Annotated in this window: 12 protein-coding genes; 5 read left to right on the top strand and 7 right to left on the bottom strand. The window is 69.1% G+C overall.

Translation table 11 applies throughout. The annotated features are described in order from the left end of the window. Nucleotides 1-91: 91 nt before the first annotated feature. Nucleotides 92-883: a class I SAM-dependent methyltransferase gene (locus tag KBW98_RS01715; RefSeq protein WP_211518356.1), complete on the top strand. Its 792-nt coding sequence runs from the start codon at nucleotides 92-94 to the stop codon at nucleotides 881-883. A 136-nt stretch (nucleotides 884-1,019) separates the two neighbouring features. Further along, the gene (locus KBW98_RS01710) at nucleotides 1,020-2,567 is read left to right on the top strand and encodes a S1C family serine protease (RefSeq protein ID WP_211518355.1); all 1,548 of its coding nucleotides are present in this window, start codon (nucleotides 1,020-1,022) and stop codon (nucleotides 2,565-2,567) included. 8 nt (nucleotides 2,568-2,575) lie between these two features. Here the strand turns inward: KBW98_RS01710 and KBW98_RS01705 are convergent, their stop codons facing one another. From KBW98_RS01705 to KBW98_RS01695, 3 genes are all read right to left on the bottom strand, one after another. Further along, nucleotides 2,576-3,850, bottom strand: coding sequence for an aminotransferase class V-fold PLP-dependent enzyme (locus KBW98_RS01705; RefSeq protein WP_211518354.1), 1,275 nt, complete (start codon nucleotides 3,848-3,850; stop codon nucleotides 2,576-2,578). A 145-nt stretch (nucleotides 3,851-3,995) separates the two neighbouring features. After that, nucleotides 3,996-5,600, bottom strand: coding sequence for a serine hydrolase (locus KBW98_RS01700; RefSeq protein WP_211518353.1), 1,605 nt, complete (start codon nucleotides 5,598-5,600; stop codon nucleotides 3,996-3,998). 22 nt (nucleotides 5,601-5,622) lie between these two features. Continuing rightward, the gene (locus tag KBW98_RS01695; RefSeq protein WP_211518352.1) at nucleotides 5,623-7,479 is read right to left on the bottom strand and encodes a M1 family metallopeptidase; all 1,857 of its coding nucleotides are present in this window, start codon (nucleotides 7,477-7,479) and stop codon (nucleotides 5,623-5,625) included. 186 nt (nucleotides 7,480-7,665) lie between these two features. On the opposite strand from KBW98_RS01695, the gene KBW98_RS01690 reads away from it, so the two are divergent. Continuing rightward, nucleotides 7,666-8,241 carry a TMEM165/GDT1 family protein gene (locus tag KBW98_RS01690; RefSeq protein WP_211518416.1) on the top strand — a complete coding sequence of 192 codons (576 nt, stop codon included), beginning with the start codon at nucleotides 7,666-7,668 and terminating at the stop codon, nucleotides 8,239-8,241. On the opposite strand, the gene KBW98_RS01685 is transcribed toward KBW98_RS01690, so the two are convergent. Then, nucleotides 8,242-9,849 carry a CehA/McbA family metallohydrolase gene (locus KBW98_RS01685; RefSeq protein WP_211518351.1) on the bottom strand — a complete coding sequence of 536 codons (1,608 nt, stop codon included), beginning with the start codon at nucleotides 9,847-9,849 and terminating at the stop codon, nucleotides 8,242-8,244. A gap of 120 nt (nucleotides 9,850-9,969) precedes the next feature. Further along, nucleotides 9,970-10,596, bottom strand: coding sequence for a membrane protein insertase YidC (yidC, locus tag KBW98_RS01680; RefSeq protein ID WP_211518350.1), 627 nt, complete (start codon nucleotides 10,594-10,596; stop codon nucleotides 9,970-9,972). Nucleotides 10,597-10,844: 248 nt separating this feature from the next. Between yidC and KBW98_RS01675 the strand changes: the two genes are divergently transcribed. Both KBW98_RS01675 and KBW98_RS01670 read left to right on the top strand, forming a co-directional pair. Next, the gene (locus tag KBW98_RS01675; protein ID WP_211518349.1) at nucleotides 10,845-13,184 is read left to right on the top strand and encodes a GH92 family glycosyl hydrolase; all 2,340 of its coding nucleotides are present in this window, start codon (nucleotides 10,845-10,847) and stop codon (nucleotides 13,182-13,184) included. Nucleotides 13,185-13,192: 8 nt separating this feature from the next. Continuing rightward, nucleotides 13,193-15,493, top strand: a complete 2,301-nt coding sequence (locus KBW98_RS01670) for a GH92 family glycosyl hydrolase (RefSeq protein WP_211518348.1) — start codon at nucleotides 13,193-13,195, stop codon at nucleotides 15,491-15,493. 65 nt (nucleotides 15,494-15,558) lie between these two features. Here the strand turns inward: KBW98_RS01670 and KBW98_RS01665 are convergent, their stop codons facing one another. Together KBW98_RS01665 and KBW98_RS01660 are read right to left on the bottom strand one after the other, a co-directional pair. Continuing rightward, nucleotides 15,559-16,422, bottom strand: a complete 864-nt coding sequence (locus KBW98_RS01665) for an outer envelope protein (protein ID WP_211518347.1) — start codon at nucleotides 16,420-16,422, stop codon at nucleotides 15,559-15,561. Next, nucleotides 16,419-24,833 carry a GH36-type glycosyl hydrolase domain-containing protein gene (locus tag KBW98_RS01660; protein WP_373888885.1) on the bottom strand — a complete coding sequence of 2,805 codons (8,415 nt, stop codon included), beginning with the start codon at nucleotides 24,831-24,833 and terminating at the stop codon, nucleotides 16,419-16,421. The genes KBW98_RS01665 and KBW98_RS01660 overlap by 4 nt, the downstream gene beginning before the upstream one ends. Nucleotides 24,834-24,920: the final 87 nt, after the last annotated feature.

The raw sequence follows: 24,920 nt of genomic DNA, 5'->3' as shown, positions 1-24,920 counted from the left end.
ACGCTTGACTGCCCAGCCACACTGCCCGATCATCAGCGCGGCGGCAGCGGCGTCCCGCCCTGCCGACGACAATCACCATGGAGACGCACCGATGAAACGACTGATCCTGGCCGCCATGCTGGCCACCGGACTGGCCGGCGCCGCGCAGGCGGACGACGCCCTGAAGGCCGCCATCGCCGGCGAACACCGCAGCGCCGCCAACAAGGCGCGCGACGTGTACCGCCACCCCTACGAGACCCTCAGCTTCTTCGGCATCAAGCCGAACATGACGGTGGTGGAACTGTCGCCCGGCGGCGGCTGGTACACCGAGATCCTCGCCCCCTACCTGCGCGACAAGGGCAAGCTGATCGTGGCCGGCGGCGCCATGGTGCCGGAGAACCGCGGCGCGATGGCGCTCAAGCAGAAGTTCGACGGCGCTCCGGCGGTCTACGGCAAGGCCGTGCCGGCCGTGTTCGCGCCGCCGTCCACCTACCAGATCGCGCCGCCGAACAGCGCCGACATGGTGCTCACCTTCCGCAACCTGCACAACTGGGTCGGCAACGGCGACGAGGCCTTCAAGAACACCCTGAAGGAAATCCACAAGGTGCTCAAGCCGGGCGGCGTGCTGGGCGTGGAAGAACACCGCCTGCCCGCCTCCATGCAGCAGGACGCCAAGGCCTCGAGCGGCTACATGCACGAAGCCTGGGTCATCAAGACGGTCGAGGGCGCGGGCTTCAAGCTGGCCGGCAAGTCCGAGGTCAACGCCAATCCGAAGGACACCGCCGATCATGAAAAAGGCGTGTGGACCCTGCCCCCGGTGCTGGCCAACAAGGACAAGGACCGCGAGAAGTACCTGGCGATCGGCGAGAGCGACCGCATGACGCTCAAGTTCGTCAAGCAATAAGGAGCTCACCCCGGGGGAGCGGCGGCGCGCCGCCCTCCCCTCACCTTGGTACCGGGTGACGATCCACGTATTTCCATTTGCGGCGCGGGTGTATATTCTTCCGGTTGAGCACACACCACCGCAACCGAAGGAATTCATGAAAATCTACCGCCTTGCCGCCCTGGCGCTTGCCGCATCGAGCCTGGCCCACGCCCAGGACAGCACCCCGCAGACCACGCCCGTGCCGCCCGCCGCCACGACCCAGACCGCCGCGCCCGCGCTGCCGGCGATCGAGGCCTCGGTGGTCAAGATCTTCTCGACCGTGCGCCGCCCCGATCCCTACAAGCCCTGGACCAAGTCCTCGCCGAACGACATCACCGGCTCGGGCGTGATCATCGAGGGCAAGCGCATCCTGACCAACGCCCATGTGGTGAACTACGCCAGCCAGGTGGAAGTGCAGGCTTCGCAGTCGGGCGACAAGGTGTCGGCCAAGGTGATCGCGATCGCGCGCGGCCTCGACCTCGCGGTGCTGGAGCTGGAAGACGCCAGCTTCTTCGACAAGCGCCCGCCGGTGAGCCGCGCCGCGGTGCTGCCGGACGTGCGCGAGCAGGTGTTTGCCTATGGCTATCCGGTGGGCGGCAATTCGCTGTCGACCACCAAGGGCATCGTCTCGCGCGTGGAGTTCGTGCCCTACACTTCGTTCAGCTCGGGCCTGCGCATCCAGATCGACGCGCCGATCAACCCGGGCAACAGCGGTGGCCCGGTGATCGCGGGCGATAAGATGATCGGCCTGGCCTTCTCGATGGCGGCCGGGGCCCAGAACATCGGCTACGTGATCCCGAACGAGGAGATCGAGCTGTTCCTGCGCGACGTGCAGGACGGCCACTACGACGGCAAGCCGCTGCTGCACGACAGCATCCAGACCCTGGAAAACCCGGCCCTGCGCCAGTTCCTCAAGCTCGACAAGTCGGTCGAGGGCGCGGTGGTGCACCGGCCCTACCGTACGGACGCGTCCTGGCCATTGAAGGAGTGGGACGTGATCACCCACATCGGCGAGCACCCGGTCGACAACCAGGCCATGGTGAAGCTGGGCTCCAACCTGCGCGTGCGCTTCCAGTACCGCATCCAGCAGGTGGCGAAGAACGGCAAGGTGCCGATGACCATCGTCCGCAACGGCAAGAGCATGAAGGTCGAGGTGCCGGCCACCGGCCCGCGCCCGCTACTGATCCCGGACCTGAACGGCGGCTACCCGCCCTACTTCATCTATGGTCCGATGGTGTTCACCCGCGCCAGCGCCGAGTTCCTGAGCTTCATCGGCACCAACGCCGGCGCGATGCACGGCTATGCCTTCAACGCCAGCCCGCTGGTCACGCGCCGCGGCGATTCGCCCGATGCCGAGCACGAGGAACTGGTGGTGATCAGCGGGCCCTTCTTCCCGCACAAGCTGGTGAGCGGGTATTCCAACCGCTTCGGTTCGGTGGTGGAGTCGGTCAACGGCAAGCCGGTGCGCAGCCTGGGCCACCTGGTGGCCCTGCTGCGCGACCTGAAGGACGAGCAGATCGTGCTGCGCTTCGCCCAGCGCTACGGCGAGACCATCGTCCTGCCGCGCAAGGCGATCCTGGACACCACCGAGGCGATCCTGACCGACAACGGCATCCGTGCGCAAGGCTCGGACGACATGCTGAAGGTCTGGAACGGCAAGTAGTCAAGCCTTCAGGTCCTGGCGGCCAGCGCCCGGATCGCCTGCGCCAGCCGGTCCAGCTCGGGCTTGCGGGTATACCAGGATGGAGTGACGCGGATACACCCGCCGCCCGCCGCGCCGCTGCGGGCCACGGTGAAGATGCGGTAGTCGTCCGCCAGGGTGCGCGCCAGCGCCGCGTTGGCTTCGAAGCTGGTGCGCCCCTTCAAGCGGAAGGAGGTGATGGCGCCGGCCATCCCCGCTTCCTCCGGCGTCAACACCTCGACCTGGGGTAAATCCAGCACCTGGCGCACCCAGTGGTCGCGCAGGCCGCGCAGGTACGCGCTGCGTTCGGCCAGCGGAATCCTGGCGTGGAATGTCAGTGCGGACGGAATCGTCATCACGGCGGCGGCATTGGTCGTGCCCGTGTGCGCCCGCGCGCGGATGTCGGTGTCCGGGAACAGGCTGTTGCCCCGTTCGACGGCGATGTCCTGCAGGCGGCCGGCGCGGATGTAGAGAAAGCCCAGCCCCAGCGGCGCGCCGATCCACTTGTGCAGGTTGGCGCCGACGAAGTCCGCGCCCAGGGCGGGAATCCGGTAGTCCAGCTGGCCCCAGGAATGGGCAGCGTCGAGGATGACGTCGACACTGCGCGCCTTGGCGAGGCGAACGAGTTCCTCGACCGGCAGCACCAGCCCCGTGCGGTGGCTGACGTGGGTGAGCAACAGCAGGCGGGTGCGCGGATTGGCGCGCAGCGCCCTGTCGTAGGCGTCGATCACGCTCTGCCGGGTCGTTGGCTCGGGCAGCTCGACCTTGACGAGGGCGCAGCCGTGGCGGCGCGCCTTGTCCTGCATGGCGTCGATCATCGCGTCGTAGTCGAGATTACCCACCATGAGGGTATCGCCCTCCTTCAGCAGGCGGTAGTTCGCGATCAGGAGCTGGAGCGACTCGGTGGCGCCGCGGGTGAGCGCGATCTCGCCGGTCGCGGCGCCGGCGTAGACCGCCAGCGTGGTTCGGATTGCCTCGACGCCTTCGCGGTCGAACTCGCGGCGCAGGAAATAAGAGTTGTGCCGGTTGAGGACATCGATGTTGCGTTTGAAGTCTTCGGCCACCGGCCTGGCCATGATGCCGTAGTAGCCGTTTTCCAGGTTCGCGAACCCCGGAGCCACGTCGTAGCTGGCGGCCAGCCTGTCCCATTCTTTCCCTGGCGGCCACAGCTCGTCGACGGCGGAGGCGCCGGCGGCCGTTCCGCCCAGGGCCAGGCCTGCGGCGCTGCGCAGCCAGGTGCGCCGGGCTTGCCAGAAAGTGCTCATCGATACTCCTTCGCGCAAAGGCGCTTAGTGGTGACCGTGATACCGTTCAATTAGCGTACGCCCGTCGCACGCGCCACTGGCGCCTTCGCCGGAATGACGTTCATACGCTAACGACAAGCCGGGGGAAAGTAGCCGCGCTTGCCGTTTACTTCTCCTTCTTCTCTTCCTTCACCGGCGTAAACAGCAAGTCCTGGAAGTCATAGCTGAAATCCGTCTCGGTAGAAATCGGCTTCATGCGCATGCGCTCGATGCTGCCGTCGTGGTCGAGCGAGAAGGTCACGTAGGCGTCGGCGTTGAAGTTGCGTTCCTTCCAGCGCACGATGAAGGTGTCGTGCTGGAAGTGCTCCAGTTCGCCCGTCAGGTCCGGCGTGCGCGAGAAGCTCATCACCTGTTTCTTGTCCACCTTCCTGATGGTCGCGACGCCGTACCAGGCATCCTGGTACTGGCCTTCGTAGGCGGCCAGGGGCAGCGAGGGCTTGCTGTGCGCCGCGCGGGTCGCCGATTCCTTCTTCACGCGCTCCAGCTCCTTGGCGTGCATCTCCTTGTCGACGTCGGCGATGCGGCCGATCCAGTCGGTGGGCGCCACGCCCAGGTACTGGTCCATCAGGCGGTACTGCAGCGCGTTGAGCGAGGGGCCGCTCTCGGCGTTGGTGAAGATCGCGATGCCCAGCTTCGCTTCCGGCACCAGCAGCACGCGCGAATAGAAGCCCTGCAGCGCGCCGCCGTGCATGGCCACCAGCTTGCCCTGGTAGTCGCGCAGCTGGAAGCCCAGGCCGTAGGCGAAGAAATTCGGCTTGGTGGCCGCCAGCGGAGGACGCGGCTGGCCGATCTTCATCGGGGTCTGCGCCGTCCACATCTCGCGCGCCTGCTTCTCGGACCACAGGCGCACTTCCTTGCCGCTTGCATCCTTGCCTACCCGGCCTTCGTCCAGCAGCACGTTCATCCAGCGCGCGATGTCCTCGGCATTGGTGTTGATGCCGACCGCGCCGATCGCGTTCGCCACCGGCATCGGCTTGACCACGGCGGCCTTGCCGTTGATCTTGCTGTGCGGGGCGGACACGTTGCCGTTGTTCGCGTGCTCTTCCAGGCTGGTGGTGGTCGTGTTCATGCCGACCGGCGTGAGGATCCACTCGCGCATGGTCTCGCCCCAGGGCTTCCCGGACTTCATGGCGATGATCTTGCCGGCCACGATGTACAGCAGGTTGTCGTAGGCGTAGCTGTTGCGGAAGCTGGTCGCCGGCTTGATGTAGCGGAGGTTGTGGATGATCTCGTCGGTGCTGAAGGTGGTGGTTGGCCACCACATCAGGTCGCCCGCGCCCAGCCCCAGGCCGCTGCGGTGGGTCAGCAGGTCGCGCACCGTCATCTCGGCCGTCACGTAAGGGTCGTACATGCGGAAGTCCGGCAGGTGCTTGATGACGGGATCGTCCCAGGACAGCTTGCCCTGGTCGACCAGCATCGCCAGGCCGGCGGCCGTGAAGGCCTTGGAATTCGAGGCGATCTCGAACAGGGTCTTGCCGTCCACCGGCGTCGGGTCGCCCAGCTTGCGCACGCCGAAGCCTTGCGCCGCCAGCACCTTGCCGTCCTTGACGACGGCGATGGCGATGCCGGGCACGTCGAATTCCTTCATGACGCGCTTGACGTCGGCTTCGAGATTGAAGGCTGGCGCCTGGATGGCGGCTGCGGGCGCCTGCGCGAGCACGGCGCTGGTGCTGGAAAACGCGATCAGGATCGCGGCCGCGAGTCGGTTCATTGCTTGCACTGTCGTCATCCTCTTATTTTTTATTCATCTGCTTGTCGACGCTGGACTGCGTCTCCGGATGGTAACGCTCGCGCGCGGCCTTGTAGACTCGCTCGGCCCAGACGCGGTCCTCGCTTTTCGCGCGCAGCGCGCCGTACAGCGGCACCACGAACTTCTGGCGGCCCACGCTCATCAGGAAGGCTTCCAGGTTCGGACGGATGCCGCGATAACCCGCGTGCACGGCGGCGCGGTAGAAGCGGAAGGCGACTTCGTTGTTGCCAGTGCTGGCCAGGCCGAAGGCCTTGTCGAGTTCCTCCAGCTGTTTGGCATTGGCCTTGTTGTCGATGTCGTTCAAGAACTTCATCCACTCGCTGGCGTTCCAGTTCTTCGTGTCCAGCTGGGCGGTCTTGAGCTCGCCCTTGATCCAGGCCTCGGTGGTGGCGTTCAGCTTCGCCAGGCGGCTGGAGACGGCGCGCTGGGCGCTGGCCGGGATGCCCGGGCCGTACAGCCACTCGTCCAGCTCGGCGTCGCTCATGACTTGCGGGTGCTTGGCCAGCAGGTTGGCGCGCAGGTAGGCCACGAACTGGTCGGTGGTCACGCTCTGGAAGGCGTGCTGGTCGAACCAGCCGCGCAGGAAGGGATCGAAGGCGGCGCGGCCGGCGCGCTGCTCGAGAGTCCGCAGGAACCAGGCGCCTTTCGGGTAGGCCAGCTCCTCGTCGGTGTAGTGCTCGGACGAGGTGTCCGGATCGCGCGTCACCAGGGCCTGCTTGGCCGGCGGCAGGGTCTTGATGTGCTCGAGGGCCTCCTCCTGCTCCAGCTGCAGGTTCATGGTGGCCACGTCCTCGCCGTAGATCTTTTCCAGGATGCGGGTGGTGACATAGGTGGTGAAGCCTTCGTTGAGCCACCAGTGCTTCCACGAGGCGTTGGTCACCAGGTTGCCCGACCAGCTGTGCGCCAGCTCGTGGGCGATCAGGTCGACCAGGCTGCGGTCGCCCGCGATCATGGTCGGGGTCAGGAAAGTCAGGCGCGGGTTCTCCATGCCGCCGATCGGGAAGGACGGCGGCAGAACCAGCATGTCGTAGCGCCCCCAGCGATAGGGACCGTAGAGCGATTCGGCGGCGGCCACCATCTTCTCGGTGTCGGCCAGCTCGTACTCGGCGGCCTGGATGCGCTTCGGCTCGGCGTACACGCCGGTGCGCGGGCCCAGGCTGCGCACGTCCAGTTCGCCGATGCCGATCGCCAGCAGGTAGGACGGGATCGGCTGCGGCATGGTGAAGGTCCAGCCGCCCTTGCCCGTCGCCTTGGCGTCATTGTCCGCACTCATGACCACGCGCAGGCCTCCCGGCGCCTGGATGCGGGCGGTATAGGTGAAGCGCACCGCCGGCGTATCCTGGATCGGCACCCACGAACGCGCGTTGATCGACTGCGACTGGCTGAACATGAAGGGACGCTTGCCCGACATGGTCTGGGCCGGCGTCAGCCACTGCAGGGCGGTGGCGGTCGGTGCGGTGCGGTAGAAGATCCGCACCTTCTTCGGCTGCCCCGGCAGGGCGATGTGCAGGGCCTGGCCCTTCTCCTTGTCCATCTTGTCGAGCGTGTAGCGCGCCGGGCGCCAGGCGCCGGCGGCGTCCTGGGCCTCGATCTTCGAGATCGCCAGCTCGCGCGTGTCCAGGTCGAGGGTAGCGGCGGACTTGTCCAGCCAGTCGAGGGTCAGCTCGGCGTGGCCGGCCAGGGTCTTGCGGTTGAAATCGGCCTTCAGGTCCATGTGCAGGGCACTGGTCTTGACCTGGTCGTATTTGGCGTAGCTCAGGGGGTCGAGCGCGAATGCGCTGGCGGTCCAGGCGCCCAGGATCAGGGCGGCGGCGGCGCGCGGCAGGAAGCGTGTCTTCATGGTCTCTCGCAGGGATGGCAGCCCCGGTAGGGCTGCGGGCGCGAGCAGAATAGCATGCGCCCTCCGCCAGTGAAAGCATGGCAAGCCCCGTGGCAAACTCGCCGTATGTACGCGGCGCGGCGCCCCGACTCTGCTATGATCGCGCCTTTCGCCTCACCGCGCTTTCCGCTTCACTTCCTCCGCTTCATGGACGCCTTCCTCGTTTCGACCGGCATCGTGGCGCTCGCCGAGATCGGCGACAAGACCCAGCTGCTTGCCTTCCTTCTCGCCGCCCGCTTCCGCCGTCCGCTGCCGATCGTGTTCGGCATCTTCGCCGCCACCATCGCCAACCACGCCTTCGCCGCGGCGGTGGGCGCCCTGGTGAGCGAGCTGCTCGGGCCGAACGTGATGCGCTGGGTGCTGGGCCTGTCCTTCCTGGGCATGGCAGCCTGGATCATGGTGCCGGACGAGATCGACGAGGAAGAAGCGCGCCTGGCGCGCCATGGCGTCTTCCTCACCACCCTGATCGCCTTCTTCATCGCCGAGATGGGCGACAAGACCCAGGTGGCCACCGTCGCCCTGGCCGCGCGCTACGAATCGATGGCCGCGGTGGTCGCCGGAACCACCCTGGGCATGATGCTGGCAAACGTGCCCGCCGTGTACTTCGGCGAGCGCATCGCCAACCGGGTGCCGGTCAAGCTGGTGCACGGCATCGCGGCCGTGATCTTCGCGGTGCTCGGCATCGCGACCCTGCTGGGCGCGGGCGAAGGATTGGGTTTCTGATCATTCCTGGGTTACCCACACCGGGGCCGACCACAGCACGTTGCCGTCGTCCTGGGTGATGCGCGCGTAATAGAAATGCTCGCCCGGCGCCGGCGTGAAGCTGGTCGTCGCGCTATCCGAAAGCTGGCTCACCTGCCCATTGCGCCCCGGGACGCCTTCCATGATCGCCACCGCCGCCACCGCCTTGCCGGCGCTGCCGGCGAAGTTCGCCACCAGGGTCAAGGGTCCCTGGTTGCGGAAGCGCTCGCCCATCATGCGCCCGTTCGCCGTCAACACCAGCAGCGAGCCCTTGTCCATGGTCGCGAACACGCGCCGCGCCCTGAGCGCTTCCACGAAACTGTCCTGCGACAGCTTTGTTCCGGCCGGGATCAGCACGCCGGTGCGGTTGGTGTAGGACGCGCCCCAGTTGGCGCAGTGGTTGTCCTGGTTGGTGCTGAAGGCCAGGTGGTAGCCCGCTTCCAGCAGGCGGTTGCAGGCCGCCTCGAAGTGGCTGCGCCGGGTTTCCGTCTCGGTCAGGCTGGTCGAGAAGGCGGTGCTGTTCACCACCTCGCACAAGGCCATGACCTCGTCGCCGTCGGGGGTGTAGGCCAGCGGGACGCCGTTCACGACGAACTGGCCCGTCTGGGCCGGGTGGTTGAACTGCCCCACCCAGCCGCGCTCGCGCATCAGGGTGTAGAGCGCGGCATAGTCGCCGCGGGGCGTGCGCGTATCGGCCAGCAGTTCGCCCCTGGCGTTCGTCTCCCAGCCCAGCAGCTCGCGGCTGTTGAAGATGTTCAGGTGGCCGCCCTTGTTGATGACGCCCCACTCCATGCCGTACAGCGCCAGGAAGCCGGGGTGCGCCCGCGAAAAGCCGTCCGCGCTGGCCAGGCCGGCCTGGTACAAGGCCTTGGCCTTGGCCGGGTCGGCATCCGCTGCGCTGCCTTCGAAACCGTCGTACATGTGGTTGTGCTCCGAGGCGACCAGGATGTCGAGCCCCTGCTTGCGGGCGAATGCATAGGCCGCATCCGGCCCGTGGGGAGCGCTCAGCGGCGACTGCGCGCCCTTGCAGTCCGAGACCTCGGCGCCGCCGTCGCTGTGGTTGGTCTGGCTGTGCAGGTTGCCCAGGTAGACGGTGTAGGGCAGCGCGCCAGGCGCCGGGGCGGCACTCGGTGTCGTCAAGGCGCTGGGCAAGGCGTCGAAGCGTGGCATGCGTGGCGCGGGCGGGACGCCGACCGCGATCTCCCAGCCCTGCGTGACCGCCTCTTGTTCCTCGCCGCGCAGCGCGGCATGCATGCGCACCTGGTAGATGCCCGGCGGCGCAGGCGCGCGCCCGATCCGCCCCGACCACGGCAGCGCCACGCTGACGGTCGAGCCGGCCAGCCTGGTCTGGCCGCGCCAGCGCAGTGCGACGCGGCCATTGGGGCGGACCAGTTCGACGCGCCATCGGACGATCCCGGCGCGCTCGATGCCCGGATAGTCGAAGCTCAAGGTGAAGGTGCGCTGGGCCGCCGTGGCCTGGAAAGGCGCGTACAGGGTGGCTTCAAGTTCCCTGTGCTCGGCGGGGGCGGCGCATGCCGGGCCGCAGGCCAGCAGGATGGAAAGGAGCGGGGGCAGGAGTGAGGTTCTCATGATGCAATTTTTGCAACTGCACCAAAATCCGCCTTGTCCTGCCTGCCCTACGCTATTGCATTTTTATCTACGCCACTTGAGGCGGTTTAAATTGCAATTTCGATAATATGCAGGGATGGCTCATGCCTTGGCAGGCATTCGCCTGCGGCGCTGTTCGATCCGCAGCACGCCGCCCTGCACCAGGTTGACGAAGGCTGACGCCGCCCAGTACAGCCCCATCCCCGCGCCCAGCTTCCAGATCACCAGCGCCATCGCCACGACCTGCACCACCAGCATCAGGATCGGCGTGCCGGAGGCGGAAGGCATGGCCCAGGCCGCGACAGCCGTGAGCAGCAGCACCAGCATCGTCAGTGCGGTGTCGGGCGTCGCCAGGTTCCTGATCCACAGGAAGGCGCCGGTGCCGGCATTGCCGACCGCCTTGAGCACCAGGGCGAACACCGGCCACTGCACCAGCGCGCCCACCAGGGCGGAACGATCGAACAGCGAAACGCCGTGTTCCCGGTACAGGGCCGAGATGGCGGCGAACATGGCTTTCGGATCGGCCGCCAGGCGCTGCTTGATGGCGTCGACTTGCGGCTGCAGTTCCTTCATCTTTTGCTGGTTCGCCAGCATCCTGCGCGCCAGGCGCAGGGTCAGGGGCAACAAGGCGAGGCGCACCACCAGGGCCAGCGCCAGGATGGCCCAGCCCATGCTGCCGCCGAAGAGTTGCGCCAGCGAGGACATCGCCGCTCCAAGGAATTCGTTCATCGTCTCCACACTTTATTAAAAGAACATGATCGACGATTGTAGCGACCGGCGAGATCCAGAAAAGGTGAGAAAGACGATGAGTTGCTTCCGTTTTTTAGAAGAAACCCGCCATGCATGTCCGAGGTTGCCGCTTCGTGCCGTGTTTAGTAAACGGGCCTAAAGATCGGACGTTTTCCCACGCATGTCTTGCCGGTCGAGCAAACTCGGCATATAAGTTTCAGGTCGGCATTACCGGTTATGGAGACACGATGAGCACCCGAATCCACTGCGGTCCTTTCTTCCTGAGCATGCTGGCGGCGCTGGCCGCGAGCGCTCCGCCGGCGCAGGCCGCGGCGCCTGGCAGCCCCGCGGCGGCCGTCAACGTCTTCATCGGCACCGGCGGCGACGGCCATACCTTCCCCGGCGCCAGCCGCCCCTTCGGCATGGTGCAGCTCAGCCCGGACACCCAGGTACGCCACTTCCGCCAGAGCTATCCCTGGGCTTCGGGCTACCGCCATGACGACAATTCCATCCTCGGCTTCTCGCACACCCACTTCTCGGGCAGCGGCCACTCCGACCTGGGCGACGTGCTCCTGATGCCCTACAGCGGCGAGACCAAGCTGGAGCCGGGCTACCCGGAGCGCCCTTTCTCCGGCTACCGCTCGCGCTTCTCGCATGCGCAGGAAAAGGCCGAGCCGGGCTACTACGCGGTGCGCCTGCAGGACAACGAAGTCGACGTCGAGCTCACCGCCAGCGAACGCGTGGGCCTGCACCGCTACCGATTCCACAAGGATGCGCCGGCCAAGGTGATCCTCGACCTGCGCTCGAGCATCTACGACTACGGCAGCAAGAACCTGTGGTCGCGCCTGCGCGTGCGCGACGCCAGCACCCTCACCGGCATGCGCGAGACGCGCGGCTGGGCGCCGGGCCGCCAGCTCTACTTCGCGGTGAGGTTCTCGCGCCCGATGAGCGCGCACCAGTTGCACAACCGCGAGGAAGCGGTCGAATACCGCGGCTTCGCGGCGCCCGGCAAGACCCCTGCGGACAAGGTCCTGGTCGAGGGCAAGGCCCTGGTCGCGGCGCTCGAATTCGGCGTGCCCAGCGACGCGACGCTGCAAGTGAAGGTCGCGGTCTCGCCGGTGAGCGAAGACAATGCGCTGGCCAACCTCGACGAGATGCCGGGCTGGGACTTCGACGCCGAGCGCGCCCGCGCCGGCGCGGCCTGGAACGAGGCGCTGTCGGCGGTGAAGGCCGACGCCCCGGAACCGATGCGCACCATGTTCTACACGAGCCTGTACCACAGCATGCTGGCACCCTCGCTGTTCATGGACCGCGACGGCCGCTACCGCGGGCCGGACAATCAGGTGCACCAGGCGAAGGACTTCCGCTTCCATTCGACCTTCTCGCTGTGGGACACCTACCGCGCCCTGCACCCGCTGCTCACCCTGCTGGCGCCGGAAAAGCGCAACGCCGACTTCGTGAACTCGCTGATCGCCGCGCAGCAGCACAGCCCCTACGGCATCCTGCCGGTCTGGTCCTTCCACGGCCTGGAGACCTGGTGCATGATCGGCTACCACGCGGTGCCGGTGATCGCGGACGCCTACATGAAGGGCATCCGCGGCTTCGACGCCAACCAGGCTTTGACGGCGATGACGGCCAGCGCCGAATACGGCCCCTACGGCGGGCTGGAACACTACATGAAGCTGGGCTACGTGCCGATCGACCGCGAGCCGGAAGCGGCGTCGAAGACCGTGGAATACGCGTTCGACGACTGGACCATCGCGCGCATGGCCGAGAAGATGGGCAGGAAGGATGTGGCCGCCCGCTACTACGGACGCGCCCAGAACTACCGCAACGTGTTCGACAAGGAGACGGGCTTCATCCGCGCCCGCAAGTCCACCGGCGAGTTCCGCACGCCCTTCAACCCGGTGCAGTCGAACTTCGGCAGCGACTACACGGAAGGCAGCGCCTGGCAGTATTCCTGGTATATGCCGCACGATAATGCCGGCCTGATCGCCATGCTGGGCGGCGACGCGGCCCTGGTGTCGAAGCTGGACCAGGTGTTCGACGCCAAGGTCGAGGACAATGTCTACGCCCACATGGAAGACATCTCGGGCCTGATCGGCCACTACGCCCACGGCAACGAGCCTTCGCACCACGTGGCCTACCTGTACAACTTCGCCGGCGCGCCCTGGCGCACCCAGGAGCGCCTGACCCACATCATGGCGACCCAGTACGCCAACCGCCCGGATGGCCTGTCCGGCAACGACGACCTGGGCCAGATGTCGGCCTGGTTCGCCTTCACCGCGCTCGGCTTCTATCCGGTGGCCCCGGCCTCGAACGAATACGTGATCGGCCGCCCTTTCCTCGACAGGGCGACCCTGAACCTGCCGAACGGGAAGCGCTTCACGGTGCGCGCCGAGGAGCTGTCGGCAGCCAACGTGTACGTCGGCCGCGTGACCCTGAACGGCAAGCCGCTGGCCCGGACCTTCCTGCGCCACGAAGACATCGTCGCCGGCGGCGAACTGGTGTTCACCATGCAGGCCACGCCGAACAAGGACTGGGGCAAGGACCACAGCGCCCGTCCCTACACCCAGACCCGCTACTGAGACGACTCATGAAGACGAACACGATCATCCGCTGCGCCGCCACCCTGCTGGCCACCTGCGCATTCAGCGCCTCCGCCCAGGTCGTCGGCAAGCTGGCCGACCCGGTGGAATGGGTCAATCCCCTGATGGGCACGGCCAGCAAGCCCGAGCTCTCGAACGGCAACACCTATCCGGCCATCGCCGTCCCCTGGGGCATGAACTTCTGGACCCCGCAGACCGGCAAGATGGGCAACGGCTGGGCCTACACCTACGACGCCGACAAGATCCGCGGCTTCAAGCAGACCCACCAGCCTTCGCCCTGGATGAACGACTACGGCCAGTTCGCCGTCATGCCGGTGACCGGCGCCAAGCGCTTCAACCAGGACGCGCGCGCCAGCTGGTTCTCGCACAAGTCGGAGACCGCCAAGCCATACTATTACAGCGTCTACCTGGCCGACGCCGACGTCACCACCGAGATCGCGCCGACCGAGCGCGCCGCCCAGTTCCGCTTCACTTTCCCGAAGTCGGACGCCAGCTACGTCGTGGTCGACGCCTTCGACAAGGGCTCCTATGTCAAGATCCTGCCTGACCAGCGCAGGGTGATCGGCTACAGCACCCGCTACGCACGCGGCCCGCTGCCGAAGAACTTTCGCAACTACTTCGTCATCGAATTCGACCAGGCTTTCGCCTCCACCGATACCTGGCAGGGCGACAAGCTGGAAGAAGGCAGGCTGGAGACGCAGGGCGAGCATAGCGGAGCCCTGATCGGCTTCAAGACCGCCAAGGGCCAGAAGGTGCACATGCGGGTCGCTTCCTCCTTCATCAGCTTCGAGCAGGCGGAACTGAACCTGAAGCGCGAACTGGGCCGGGACGACTTCGAGGCCACCCGCGCCAAGGGCAAGGCCGCATGGAACGGGGTGCTCGGCAGGCTGCAGGTCGAAGGCGGCTCGGTCGACCAGACCCGCACCTTCTATTCCAGCCTGTACCGCACCGTGCTGTTCCCGAACAAGATGTACGAGCTCGATGCCGCCGGCAAGCCGGTGCACTGGAGCCCCTACAACGGCCAGGTCCTGCCTGGCCGCCTGTTCGCCGGCACCGGCTTCTGGGACACCTTCCGCGCCCTCTACCCCTTCCTGAACCTGGTCTACCCCTCGATCAACAGCGAGATGCAGGAAGGCCTGGCCAACGCCTTCAAGGAAGGCGGCTGGCTGCCGGAATGGTCCAGCCCCGGCTATGCCGACATCATGGTCGGCAACAACTCGGCCTCGGTGGTGGCGGACGCCTGGATCAAGGGCGTGCGCGGCCAGGACATCGAGACCCTGTGGCAGGCCCTCAAGAAAGGCGCCAACAACGAAGGCCCGATGACGGCCGTGGGCCGCGCCGGTGTGAAGTACTACAACGAGCTCGGTTACGTGCCCTACGACGTCGGCATCAACGAGAACGCCGCCCGCACCCTGGAATACGCCTACGACGACTTCACCATCTACCAGCTCGGCAAGGCGCTGGGCAAACCGAAGTCCGAGATCGACATCTACGCCCAGCGCAGCCTGAACTACCGCAAGCTGTTCGATCCCGAGACGGGCCTGATGCGCGGCCGCAAGCGCGACGGCAGCTTCCAGACGCCCTTCAATCCTTTCAAGTGGGGCGACGCCTTCACCGAGGGGAACAGCTGGCACTATTCGTGGTCGGTGTTCCACGACGTGGCCGGGCTGGCGGACCTGATGGGCGGGCGCAAGGCCTTCGTCGACAAGCTCGACATGGTGTTCTCGCTGCCGCCGGTCTACGACGAGAGCTACTACGGCTCGGTGATCCACGAGATCCGCGAGATGCAGATCGCGAACATGGGCCAGTACGCCCACGGCAACCAGCCGATTCAGCACATGACCTACCTGTACAACTATGCCGGCGCCCCATGGAAAGCCCAGCACTGGATCCGCGAAACCATGGACCGCATGTACGCGCCCACGCCGGACGGCTATTGCGGCGACGAGGACAATGGCCAGACCTCGGCCTGGTACGTGTTCTCGGCGCTCGGCTTTTATCCGGTCACGCCGGGTGTGAACCAGTACGTGGTCGGGACGCCGCTGTTCAAGAAAGCCACCGTCAGGCTCGAGAACGGGCGCAGCTTCACCGTGAACGCACAGGGCGACGGACGCTACGTCGACGCGCTGCGCGTCAACGGCCGCGCGGTCGAGCGCACCTGGCTGGGCCACGAGGAGCTGATGAAAGGGGTCAAGCTGGACTTCAGCATGTCGGCCAAGCCGAACATGAAGCGGGGGACCCGCGAGCAGGACGCGCCGTACTCTCTGTCGCGCGAATTGAAACCTTAGCCGAAAAACCGTCGTAGCTGCCACTGACAGCTACGACGTGCCGGGGCAGCAGGCCGAAGCCAGCGTCAGAAGTGATACTCCGCCCGCACCATCGGCGTACTGGCCCGCTGCCCGCGCCCGCCCGTGGTGACCCGCGAATTTCCGAATTTGTTGTTCCAGAACTGGTACTCGACGCCGATGCGGAAGCGGTTCTTCTTCTGGCCGTAGCGTGCCCCGATGTCGAACATCAGCTGCATGTCGATGTTGGTCTCGGCGCTGGTCGGGTTGCCCACTTCGTCCAGTCCCTTGGAGGAGATGAAGTTGGCGTAGCCTTCGAAGGACCAGCCCTCGGCTACCGGAATGCCCCAGCTGGCGCTCAGCATCGGGTGGTTGTCGAAGGTGTAGCGCCGCCCCGCCACGCCGGAGATGGGCGGGAAGGCGCCGCTCGGCGCATTGCTTTCGTGGAGCAGCAGCAGGCTGGTGTTGAGGAAGCCCGGCACGTCCCACATCAGGGTCGGGCCCAGCACGAGCATGCGCTTGCGCGAGTTGTAGCCGACGTCGCCCTTGGTGTTCAGGTCGAAGCCGGCCGTCAGGCCCAGCCCCTTGACCTTGCCGAAACGCAGCTCACGCCCACTCAGCGCACCGATGTCGAGCGTGTGGCGGTACAGCAGGTAGGCTTCTTCGGCGCCCGAGCTGTCGGTCAGCGACCTGGGATCCTTGCTGTCGGACTTGAGCAGGTCCAGGTTGAAGTAGTTGCTGCCGTACTTGTAGCCGCTGGCGTGGGTCAGCGCGATCACGTGCTTGTTGATGTGCTCCGGGTTGAAGGGCTCGGCGAAACGGGTGCCGTAGCGCCAGCTGATGGCGTTGTCGGTCCAGTCGAGCGCCTGGGCCGTACTTGCAGTCGCGCCGGCGGCCAGCAGCAACGCGGCGCAGCGGATGGTCTTGGTCATGTGTTTGTCCTTTTGTCGTCGTTGTCGCCCGCCAGCCGCAGTTCGATGCGGTGCAGGCGCGCGTCGTCCACCAGGGCGATGCCGTCTTCCGGCACCGGCTCGCCGTCGAGCGTCATGCCTTGCGCTCCGCCGCCGCGCTGCACCGCGATCTCGTAGATCGTCCTGCGGTAGCGGTAGCGCAGCCTGAATGCGGGCCAGTCCGGAGGCAGGCGCGGGGCCAGCAGCAGGCGCTGTCCGCTGCGTTCAAGACCCAGCAGCGACTCGGCGACCAGCAGCCAGGTCCACGCAGCCGCGCCAGTGTAGCAGCCGCCGATGGCGTGGCCCGCATGGGGTTCAATCGTGCGCACGCCGTCGGTCAGGAAATACGGCGGCCCCGCGTAGCGTTCGCAGTCCTCCTCAGTGACCGTGCGCCGCGCCGGGTCGAGCAGGCGCGCCAGCTCCCAGGCTTGGCGCGCGTCCCCCAGCCGGGCGAAGCCGATCCCGGCCCAGGCGGCGGCGCGGTGGTCCTGGCCGGGCCAGGCATCCAGCCCGTCGGCCCAGTGGCGGTCGAACGGCGGGTCGGAACGCTCGGCCAGGCCGCGCACCGCGTCCATGGCTTGCGGCGCACGCGGCGCGCCGGCCAGCAGGGCCCAGGCCTGGGTCGCCAGGTCGATACGGCAGAGCGCATTCGCGCCGGAGCCGAGCGCCGTGCCGTCGCCGAGGAAGGCCCAGCGGTACCAGGCGCCGTCCCAGCCGTGTTCCTCGGTCTGCGCCGCCAGCGCCAGCGCGGCGCCGCGGCAGGTGGTGGCGAAGCCGAAGTCGCCGCGGCGGTCGGCCACTTCGGCGAAGCGCAGCAGGACCAGGTTCATGAAGAAGGACAGCTGCACGCTCTCGGTGCGGCTGCCCGGCCCCTGCGCTTCGTGGTGCAGGCGGGCCGCGGCCAGCGGCAGGCCGCGCGCGCCGAACTGCAGGCAGCCGCGCAGCCCGTGCACGCAATGCTGGTACAGGTCGTCCCCCTGGTCGACGGGATGCTCGCCCAGCACCGCGTGGTCGCCCGTCACGGCGGCGTAGCGCGCCACGGCAAAAGGCAGCCACAGGAAGTCCTCGACGGGCGGGGGCGGCCCGCCGGCGCTGTCGCGCGCCGCGCGCAGCAGCTGTTCGCGCAGCAGTTCCGGACGCGCGTGCAACGCCGCCAGCGCCGACTGCAAACGCAGGGCGAAGGAGCGCGCACCCATGGCGCCGGCGATCGCCTGGTAGAGCAGCCAGCCGTTCGCCAAACGGTCGAACGAAGGGTCGGACGAATGCAGCTCGACGACGCCGAGCGTGTCTTCCCACCAGCGCCGGATCTGCTCCCAGGCCGCGGCGGCCGCCTGCGCGCCCCCGTGGCGCTGCACCACGCGGCTGGCGTCCAGGCTGCCCGGACCGGCCACGCCGAGCACGAACACCAGCTCGGCCTCCTCGCCCGGCTGCAGGCTGATTGCGACTTGCAGCGCGCCGCAAGGGTCGTGTCCCGCGCCGCTAGTGCCGGACAGGCCGGCGCGCGCCATCGCCGCCGGCTGCGCCATGTTCCCGGCGGGGCCGAGGAATTCCAGCCGGTCGGCCGTGGACGCCACCTGCTCGGCGTCCGCGTGAAGAAAAGCGACCTTGTCGCGGAAGCCTTCGCCGAAGGCATTGCGCGCGAACAGCGCGCCGCTGGCCAGGTCGGCGCCGGTGACGACCTGCAGGCCGGGCGCGGCGCCCTGGGCGTCCAGGGTCCACTCCACATAGGCGGTGGCGGAGAGGCGGCGCGGCGCACTGCTGTCGTTACGCAGGCGCAGCACGGCATATTTGAGCGGCGCATCCGGCGCCACGAAGCAGCGCAGCTCGGAACGGATGCCCTGCGCCCGGTGCTCGAACACGCTGTAGCCAAAGCCATGGCGGGCCAGGTAGGGCTCGCCGGACGGCGCCGGCCAGGGCGTGGGCGACCAGAATGCGCCGCTGTCCTCGTCGCGCAGGTAGAAGGCTTCGCCCGCCTGCGGCGCCAGATCCGCGCTGTCGCCCGCGGTCACGCGCGCGTCGTGGTGGCCGCTCCAGCTCGCGGCATGGCCGCGTTCCGACACCACGCTGCCAAAGTCGGGATTGGCCAGCAGGTTGACCCAGGGCGCTGGCGGAACAGGCACGCCGGGGCCGATCCTCACCACGTATTCGCGCCCATCCGGGGTGAAGCCGCCGATGCCGTTGTCGTCGACGAGCTGCGGCGCCTGCAGCGGCGGCGCGTCCACCGTCCACGCCGGCAGCTCGGACAGCGGTTCGAAGCCGGGTTGCGCCGGACCGCGTGGACGCGCCGCCCGGCGCAGCTGGTCGTGCAGGCCGCCGCGCTGGTCCGACAGCACGGCGCTGGCGATCGAACGCAGCAGGATGCGGTCTTCCTGCGCCACCTCGGGCAGCAGGTGCACGTGCACGCCGCCCGGCTGCTCGAAGGTGGAGGGATCGAGCACCGGCGCGGCCAGGTGCATCACTTGCTCGCGCGCGGCGGCGCTGTCGCACAGCACCAGCAGGTCGATCGCCAGGCCGCGGCTGCGCCAGTAGGCGTGGGCTTGCAGGGTCTGGCGCACCAGGTCGGACTCCGGGCCCTGGCCGACCTGCAGCAGCACCACCGGCAGGGTCCCGTCGATCCCGTAGGGCGCCAGGTCCTCGCGCCCGCGCACGTTGCGGGCGATGACGGCGGCGTCGATGCGCAGGGCCGGCACCGGATGCAGCAGGCAGCCGGCCAGGCGGGTGTAGAGCTGGGCGTCGGCCTCGCTCACGTCCACGCGGCGCAGGAAAGCCTGGCCGTGGGTCCAGGCCGCCTCGACCGCATGGTCGACCGCATGGCCCGACTGGAAGCGCTGCGCAAGTTCGCGCGCGGAGGCCAGTCCGCCAGTGGCGCCCAGCACCAGGTCGACGACCGCTTCCTGGCCGGGCGCCAGGTGCAGGATGCGGCGCATCGCCAGCAGCGGCCGGCTTGGCTCCGGATCCACGCCCGGCAGCGCGCCGCCGCGCAGCACCGCCTGCGGCGCGCGGCGGTCGTGGCCGCGCCGGATAAAGCGCGCGCGGCTGGTCTCGCAGCTGGAGTCATCAAGCTCGCCGGCCTCGCCGCGCAGCACCATCAGGTGCAGCACCACCGGCGCGTCCTGCTCCGTCACGCACATCAGGGCGCCGGCCTGCTCGTCCAGCCAGGCGGACACGCTGCTTTTCCTGCCTGCCTCCACCGGCGGCGCCACCAGTTCCACGCAGCTGGTCAGCTCCAGCGTGCGCGGCGCCGCGCCGCGGTTGGCGATGCGGACGCGGCGCAGCTCGACGTCCTCGTCCGGCGCCACCACCACGTCGGTCACCATGTCGATGCCGTGGTCGTGGCGGCGGAAGCTGGCGCGTCCTTCGGCGAAGACGGTCTCGCTGCGCTCCGGCTGGACCAGGGCCGGCTGCGGGGTGTTGGACCATAGCTGGCCGCTGCCGGCGTCGCGCACGTAGCAGGCCATGCCGGAACGCGTGAGCAGGCTGCCTTCCCAGCGGGTGGGGCCGGCGCCATCGCTGCCGACCACGGCGTGCAGGGTGCCGTTCGACAGCAGCTGGACCTCGGGCAGCGCGCTGGCGCCCTGGGCGATCACGCGGGCATAGGCGCGCGCCGCCGGCAGATCGTCCTGGAGCGCGCCGGGGCCATAGCGTACCGGCGTCGCCGCGCCGGAAGCGGGCAAGGCTTCCTGCAGCAGGACGCTGGCGGCGCGCAGCTCGGGGTCGGCCATGAAGCGGCGCTGCATCGGCGCGTCCAGCAGGGCTTGCGCCAGTCCCAGCAAACCCATTGCCTGGTGGCGCGCCACCCAGGCACGCACCACCACCTGGCGCTCGCCCTGCGGCAGGCGCGAAGGCGCGTAGTCGACCGCTTCGTAGTAGCCATGCTCGCCCAGCAGCCCCGCCGCGCCCAGGCGCTCGAGGTTGGCCAGCGCCAGCGCCGGCGCCACGGGCAGCGCCAGCAGGGTGGCGTAGGGAGCGGCCACCAGCTCGTCCGGCGCGCGCCGCTGCAGGGAGGCGGCCGGGATGCCGAAGCGGCTGAAACGGTAGCGCGCGGCGCCGTCGACCGCGTTGCAGCCGGATTCCGAGAAGCCCCAGGGCAGGTCGTGACGGCGCGCGTGTGCGGCCTGGGCGCGCACCAGGGCGCGCCCCGCGCTGTCGAGCAGGGTGTCGCGCCAGGACGGCATCAGGAGCTGGGGCGCCAGGTAGTCCGACAGCGCGCCGCAGCGCGACAGCAGCAGCGGCCCGGCTTCTTCGATGCGCACGGGCCGGCCCAGCGACTGCCAGTGCTCCTGCCCAAGCTGTCCCTGGGCCACGGCCGCGTAGCTGGCCATGCGCGCCTCCGATGCCAGCAGGTCACAGCTGTCGCCGTCGAGGCGTTCGTCGCGCACGTGCCACCCCGCCGCCAGCAGGCCGGCGGCGGCGTCGTAGAGCGCGCGGAAGTCCATTTTCGCCAGCTCGCGCGCCTGCTGCGCCAGCTCGTCGATGCGCGCCAGCCGGCGCCGTGCAGCGTCGCGCCCCTGGGCCACGTGGCGCGCCAGCGCCGCGTTCGACGAAGGCGGCTCGAAGGCGGCCAGTTCGCGCAGGGTGGGAATGCGGGTCAGGTCGGCGCCGATCACATATTCCTGGGCCGTGCGCATCCAGGGCGCCAGGGCGAACAGCTCCTCCACCTGGGCGTCGCACTGCTTCGCCAGGCGCGTGGTCCAGGACCGCAGCGCGGCGGGCGCGTCCTCGGGCAGCGACTGGCTGAGATGCAGCGCTTCGGTGGCCACCGCGCGCAGGCAATCGGTGAGGCCCGGCAAGGTATCGATGGCGCGGCAGCGGTCCGGCTCGAGGGTGCGCGCGACGGCGGCCACGGCGCCCCGCAGCGCGGGCGGCGCATCGGCCGCGCAATCCTCCACCACGCGCAGCGCCGCACGGATGCCGTCCAGCAGCGCCGGCTCCAGTACCAGGCGTTCCGGCAGCTCGTCCAGGCCGGCGGCCAGGGTGCGCAGGGACAGCAGCAGGCTGCCGCTGGCGGCGGTGGACACGAAGGCCGGCTCGACCGGCGCCAGGGTGGCGCCGTCGTACCACTCGAAGACGTGTCCGCGCCAGCTTTCCAGCAGCTCCATCGAAGCCAGGATCGCCTGGGTGCGGTCCAGGAGCGCGCTGGCCGGCAGGAAGCCGAAATCGTGGGCCGCCAGCCCGGCCAGCAGCGACAGGCCCATGCCCGCCGGCGAGACGCGCGCGTCGACCGCCGGCTGCGGATGCTCGAGCACCGCTTCCGGCGCCAGCCGCTTGGCGCCCGGATGGTCTTCGAAGAAGCTCCAGTTGCGCCGCGCCAGCGCGCGCAGGAAGGCGTTTTCGGCCGCGGCCAGGCGCGGCGTGCGCGAGCGCGCCGGCTGGCTGATCCACCAGGCCAGGGTCGGCGACAGGAACCACACCAGCAGCAGGGGCGCGGCCGAGAACAGGGCATAAGGATTGACGAAGGTCAGCAGCACGGCGACACCGACCGCCAGCGCGGGGGCGAACCACATGCTGCGCCAGTTGCTGTCGATGGCGGCGCCGGGGCGCGCCAGGAAGGCCGGGCGCGACTCCAGCAGGCGGCGGCGCGAGACGTTGCGCCGCCATAGTCCCTTGAGCGCGGCATCGAACTGGCAAAAGGCGGCATGCGGCAGGAAGGCGGCCGACAGCGCGGCGCGCACCAGCGGCACCCGGGCTCCGCGCGCCCAGCCGTCCAGGTGCTGGCGCCAGGGCGCGTCGTGCGGCCGGTCGGCCAGCGCCACCAGGCTGCCGAACAGGGCCGGCAAAAAGTACACGGACAGCACGGCCATGCTCCAGAACACGGGCGCGGCCAGCAGGGACCAGCACAGGACCAGCAGCACCAGCAGCGCGGGCGCGGCCAGGCTTTCGCGCAGGCGGTCGAACAGGCGCCAGCGCGCATGCGGCTGCACCAGCGGCGCGGGGTCCTTCCTGCTTCCCAGGCTGCCCGCGATCTGCCAGTGGGCGCGCGCCGCGCGGTGGCGGCGCAGCGCATGCTCGCCATAGGTGGCGGGATGCAGGGCGTCGAGGCGCAGGTCGTGCACGGCGCCGCAGCGCAGGCGGTCTTCTTCCGGCAAGCCCGGTGCGGGGCGTCCCTCGCCGCGCCCTTCGCCGCCGCAGGCGCGTTGCCAGGCATCGATGTCGTAGATGGCCGCCCAGCCCAGGCCGGGATCGGTGCTCGCGCCGCAGCCTGCGCCCGGCCCGGCCCAGGTGCCCGCGCCATCCGCCCATAGCCGCTCGTAGCGGGTCGCGCCCTGCTCCGGCAGCGCCGCGCGCACAGCAGGGCGCAGCAGGCCATGGCCTTCCAGCACGCGGCCGTCCTTGCCCAGCACCGGCTGGTTGAGCGGATGCGCCATGGCCGCCACCAGGCGGCGCGCGGCGTCGATCGGCAGGCTGGTGGCGGAATCGATGGCGATGACATAGCGCAGCTCGGCCAGCGCCTGGAGCGCGCCGGCGGCCAGCACGAACTGCTCGCTTGCATTTCCTTTGGCGCCGCACAGGTAGTCGTTCAGGTCGGCCAGCTGGCCGCGGCGCCGCTCGCGTCCGATCCAGGCATGCTCGCTCGGGCTCCAGGTGCGGGTGCGCACCAGCAGCAGGAAGGGTTCGATCCTGGCGGTCGCCGCATCCGGCTCGCCCTGTTCGTCGTAGGTCTCGACCACCTGCTCGTGGCCGTACCTGGCGTTCAGCGCGTCGATGGCGGCGCGCGCGCGCTCTAGCAGCGCCTGGTCGCCCGGCATCTGCGCGCTGCCGGCGTCGGGCAAGTCGGCCAGCAGGCAGAAACGCAGGCGCGGGTCGCGGTTGCCGAGGTAGCGCACCTCCAGGTCGCGGCACAGGGCGGCTACCTGGCCTTCGTCACCCAGCGAGGCCGACACGGCGACCAGGGCCTGGGCGCCGTGCGGGATGCCGGCGCCGAAGTCCATGCGCGGCGTTGGCGGCGGCGGCGCGATCCAGCCCGCCATCATGCGCACCATGGCGCGCGCCAGCTCGCTCGCGCCGGCCAGGGCCAGAAGCCCGATTACCGCCAGCAGGCCGGCGCCGACGCCGTCCTGGCGCGCATGGGACACGAGGGTGGCGGTGAACAGCAGGGCCAGGAGGACAAGCGCGCCGATGCGGGCGGCCAGGGGGCGGCGCTGGGCCAGGCGGCGCAGCCGGCGGGCCGGTCCCGCATCGGCGCGCAGGCGCTCTTCCAGCTGCTCGCGTCCCGGCCCGGCCAGGTAATAGCCGACGTGGCGGGTGCGCCGGTCCAGTCCCCCCTCGCCCGGCGCCAGGTGGATGCCGGACAGGGCCAGCGCCTCCTGCGCCACTTCGGTCTCGCCATGGCCCGTGGCCCGGGCCAGTCGTTCGACGGCTTGCCGGTACTGGTCGCGGGTGGCGCCGTCCATGCGGGCGTAGCTGCCGTCCGGATCGGCGCGCAATACCTGTTCGACGGCGCCGATCTGTTCGGCAAAGGCGCGCCAGTCGACGCCACCCGCCAGGCGCAGGCTGGCCAGGCTGTTGGCGGCGGACACCGCGTCGTCGGCCTGCTCGCTGCGCTCCAGCTGCAGCTGCTGGGCGATGCCGGAGCCCTCGTCGGCCAGGCGCGTGTCGATCCAGTCCAGCGCCTGCGCCAGCACCCCGCCCTGCCCTTGCAGGCGGCGCGCTAGTTCCGCCACGAAGCTGCTGCCCAGCGGCTGGACCTCGCGCGCCATGTCCGCCACCAGCAGGATCAGGTCGCCGGGACGCTGTTCGCTGGTGTCGACCATGCGCACGGCCCAGCCGGCGGCCTTGTCGCGTTCGAGGCAGGCGCGCGCGGCGCGCGCGGCAAGACGGCGCAGGTTGTCGATCAGGGCCAGGCGCAGCAGGCAGGGCAGCGCGTCCAGTTCGGCCAGCGCCAGCGGCGCGCCTTCCTGGTAGGCGGCCAGGAAGCGTGCCAGCTGGTCCGGCTCGACCCGGCCGTCGCCATGGGCGACGGCTTCCAGCACCAGGCGCCAGGCGCGCGGCTCGCCTTCCACCTTGCCGCCGGCGCCAAGGTGCGGCAGCGGGCGCACGCCCTGCAGCAGCTGGCCGCGCGCCAGCCGCACCTGGGCATCCACCAGGTGGTACTGGTCGAGCAGGCGCGCGCCCGCGGCCGGGATCTCGATGCCGGCGCGCGCCGCGCGGTCGAGCGTGTCGCAGGCGCGCGCGATGGCGTCCGCATTCTGTGACAGGAGGACTGGCAGGTCGGCGGCAGGTGCGGTGCCAGCCGTCTGGTGGCGCGCGGCGAGCTGGCGCCCGTGCACGGCCAGCTGGGCCGCGCTCAGGGGGGCGGCCCGCAAGGGGGCGTCATCGTCCTGATCCGGGCCAGGACGCGCGGGCGGCTCGTCGGCCATCGGATTGTTCTCCAGTTTCAACAGGGACCTCGACACGGAGGCCTGCGCAGCTGGGTGCGCACGGCCTCCGCCATGCTAGAAGAATGGCATGGCGGATACTGTGCGCTGACGAACAAAGGTGCT

Origin of the sequence: Massilia sp. ST3 (assembly GCF_018119405.1) — a bacterium.
Taxonomy (GTDB): Bacteria; Pseudomonadota; Gammaproteobacteria; order Burkholderiales; family Burkholderiaceae_D; genus Telluria.
Note: the sequence above shows the minus strand (reverse complement) of the source record. Positions and strands in the feature narration are given on the sequence as shown.

Excerpts from the sequence above, each read along its gene's own strand:
- KBW98_RS01715 (WP_211518356.1), top strand. The coding sequence starts at position 92 with ATGAAACGACTGATCCTGGCCGCCATGCTGGCCACCGGACTGGCCGGC.
- KBW98_RS01710 (WP_211518355.1), top strand. The coding sequence starts at position 1,020 with ATGAAAATCTACCGCCTTGCCGCCCTGGCGCTTGCCGCATCGAGCCTG.
- KBW98_RS01705 (WP_211518354.1), bottom strand. The coding sequence starts at position 3,850 with ATGAGCACTTTCTGGCAAGCCCGGCGCACCTGGCTGCGCAGCGCCGCA.
- KBW98_RS01700 (WP_211518353.1), bottom strand. The coding sequence starts at position 5,600 with ATGAACCGACTCGCGGCCGCGATCCTGATCGCGTTTTCCAGCACCAGC.
- KBW98_RS01695 (WP_211518352.1), bottom strand. The coding sequence starts at position 7,479 with ATGAAGACACGCTTCCTGCCGCGCGCCGCCGCCGCCCTGATCCTGGGC.
- KBW98_RS01690 (WP_211518416.1), top strand. The coding sequence starts at position 7,666 with ATGGACGCCTTCCTCGTTTCGACCGGCATCGTGGCGCTCGCCGAGATC.
- KBW98_RS01685 (WP_211518351.1), bottom strand. The coding sequence starts at position 9,849 with ATGAGAACCTCACTCCTGCCCCCGCTCCTTTCCATCCTGCTGGCCTGC.
- yidC (WP_211518350.1), bottom strand. The coding sequence starts at position 10,596 with ATGAACGAATTCCTTGGAGCGGCGATGTCCTCGCTGGCGCAACTCTTC.
- KBW98_RS01675 (WP_211518349.1), top strand. The coding sequence starts at position 10,845 with ATGAGCACCCGAATCCACTGCGGTCCTTTCTTCCTGAGCATGCTGGCG.
- KBW98_RS01670 (WP_211518348.1), top strand. The coding sequence starts at position 13,193 with ATGAAGACGAACACGATCATCCGCTGCGCCGCCACCCTGCTGGCCACC.
- KBW98_RS01665 (WP_211518347.1), bottom strand. The coding sequence starts at position 16,422 with ATGACCAAGACCATCCGCTGCGCCGCGTTGCTGCTGGCCGCCGGCGCG.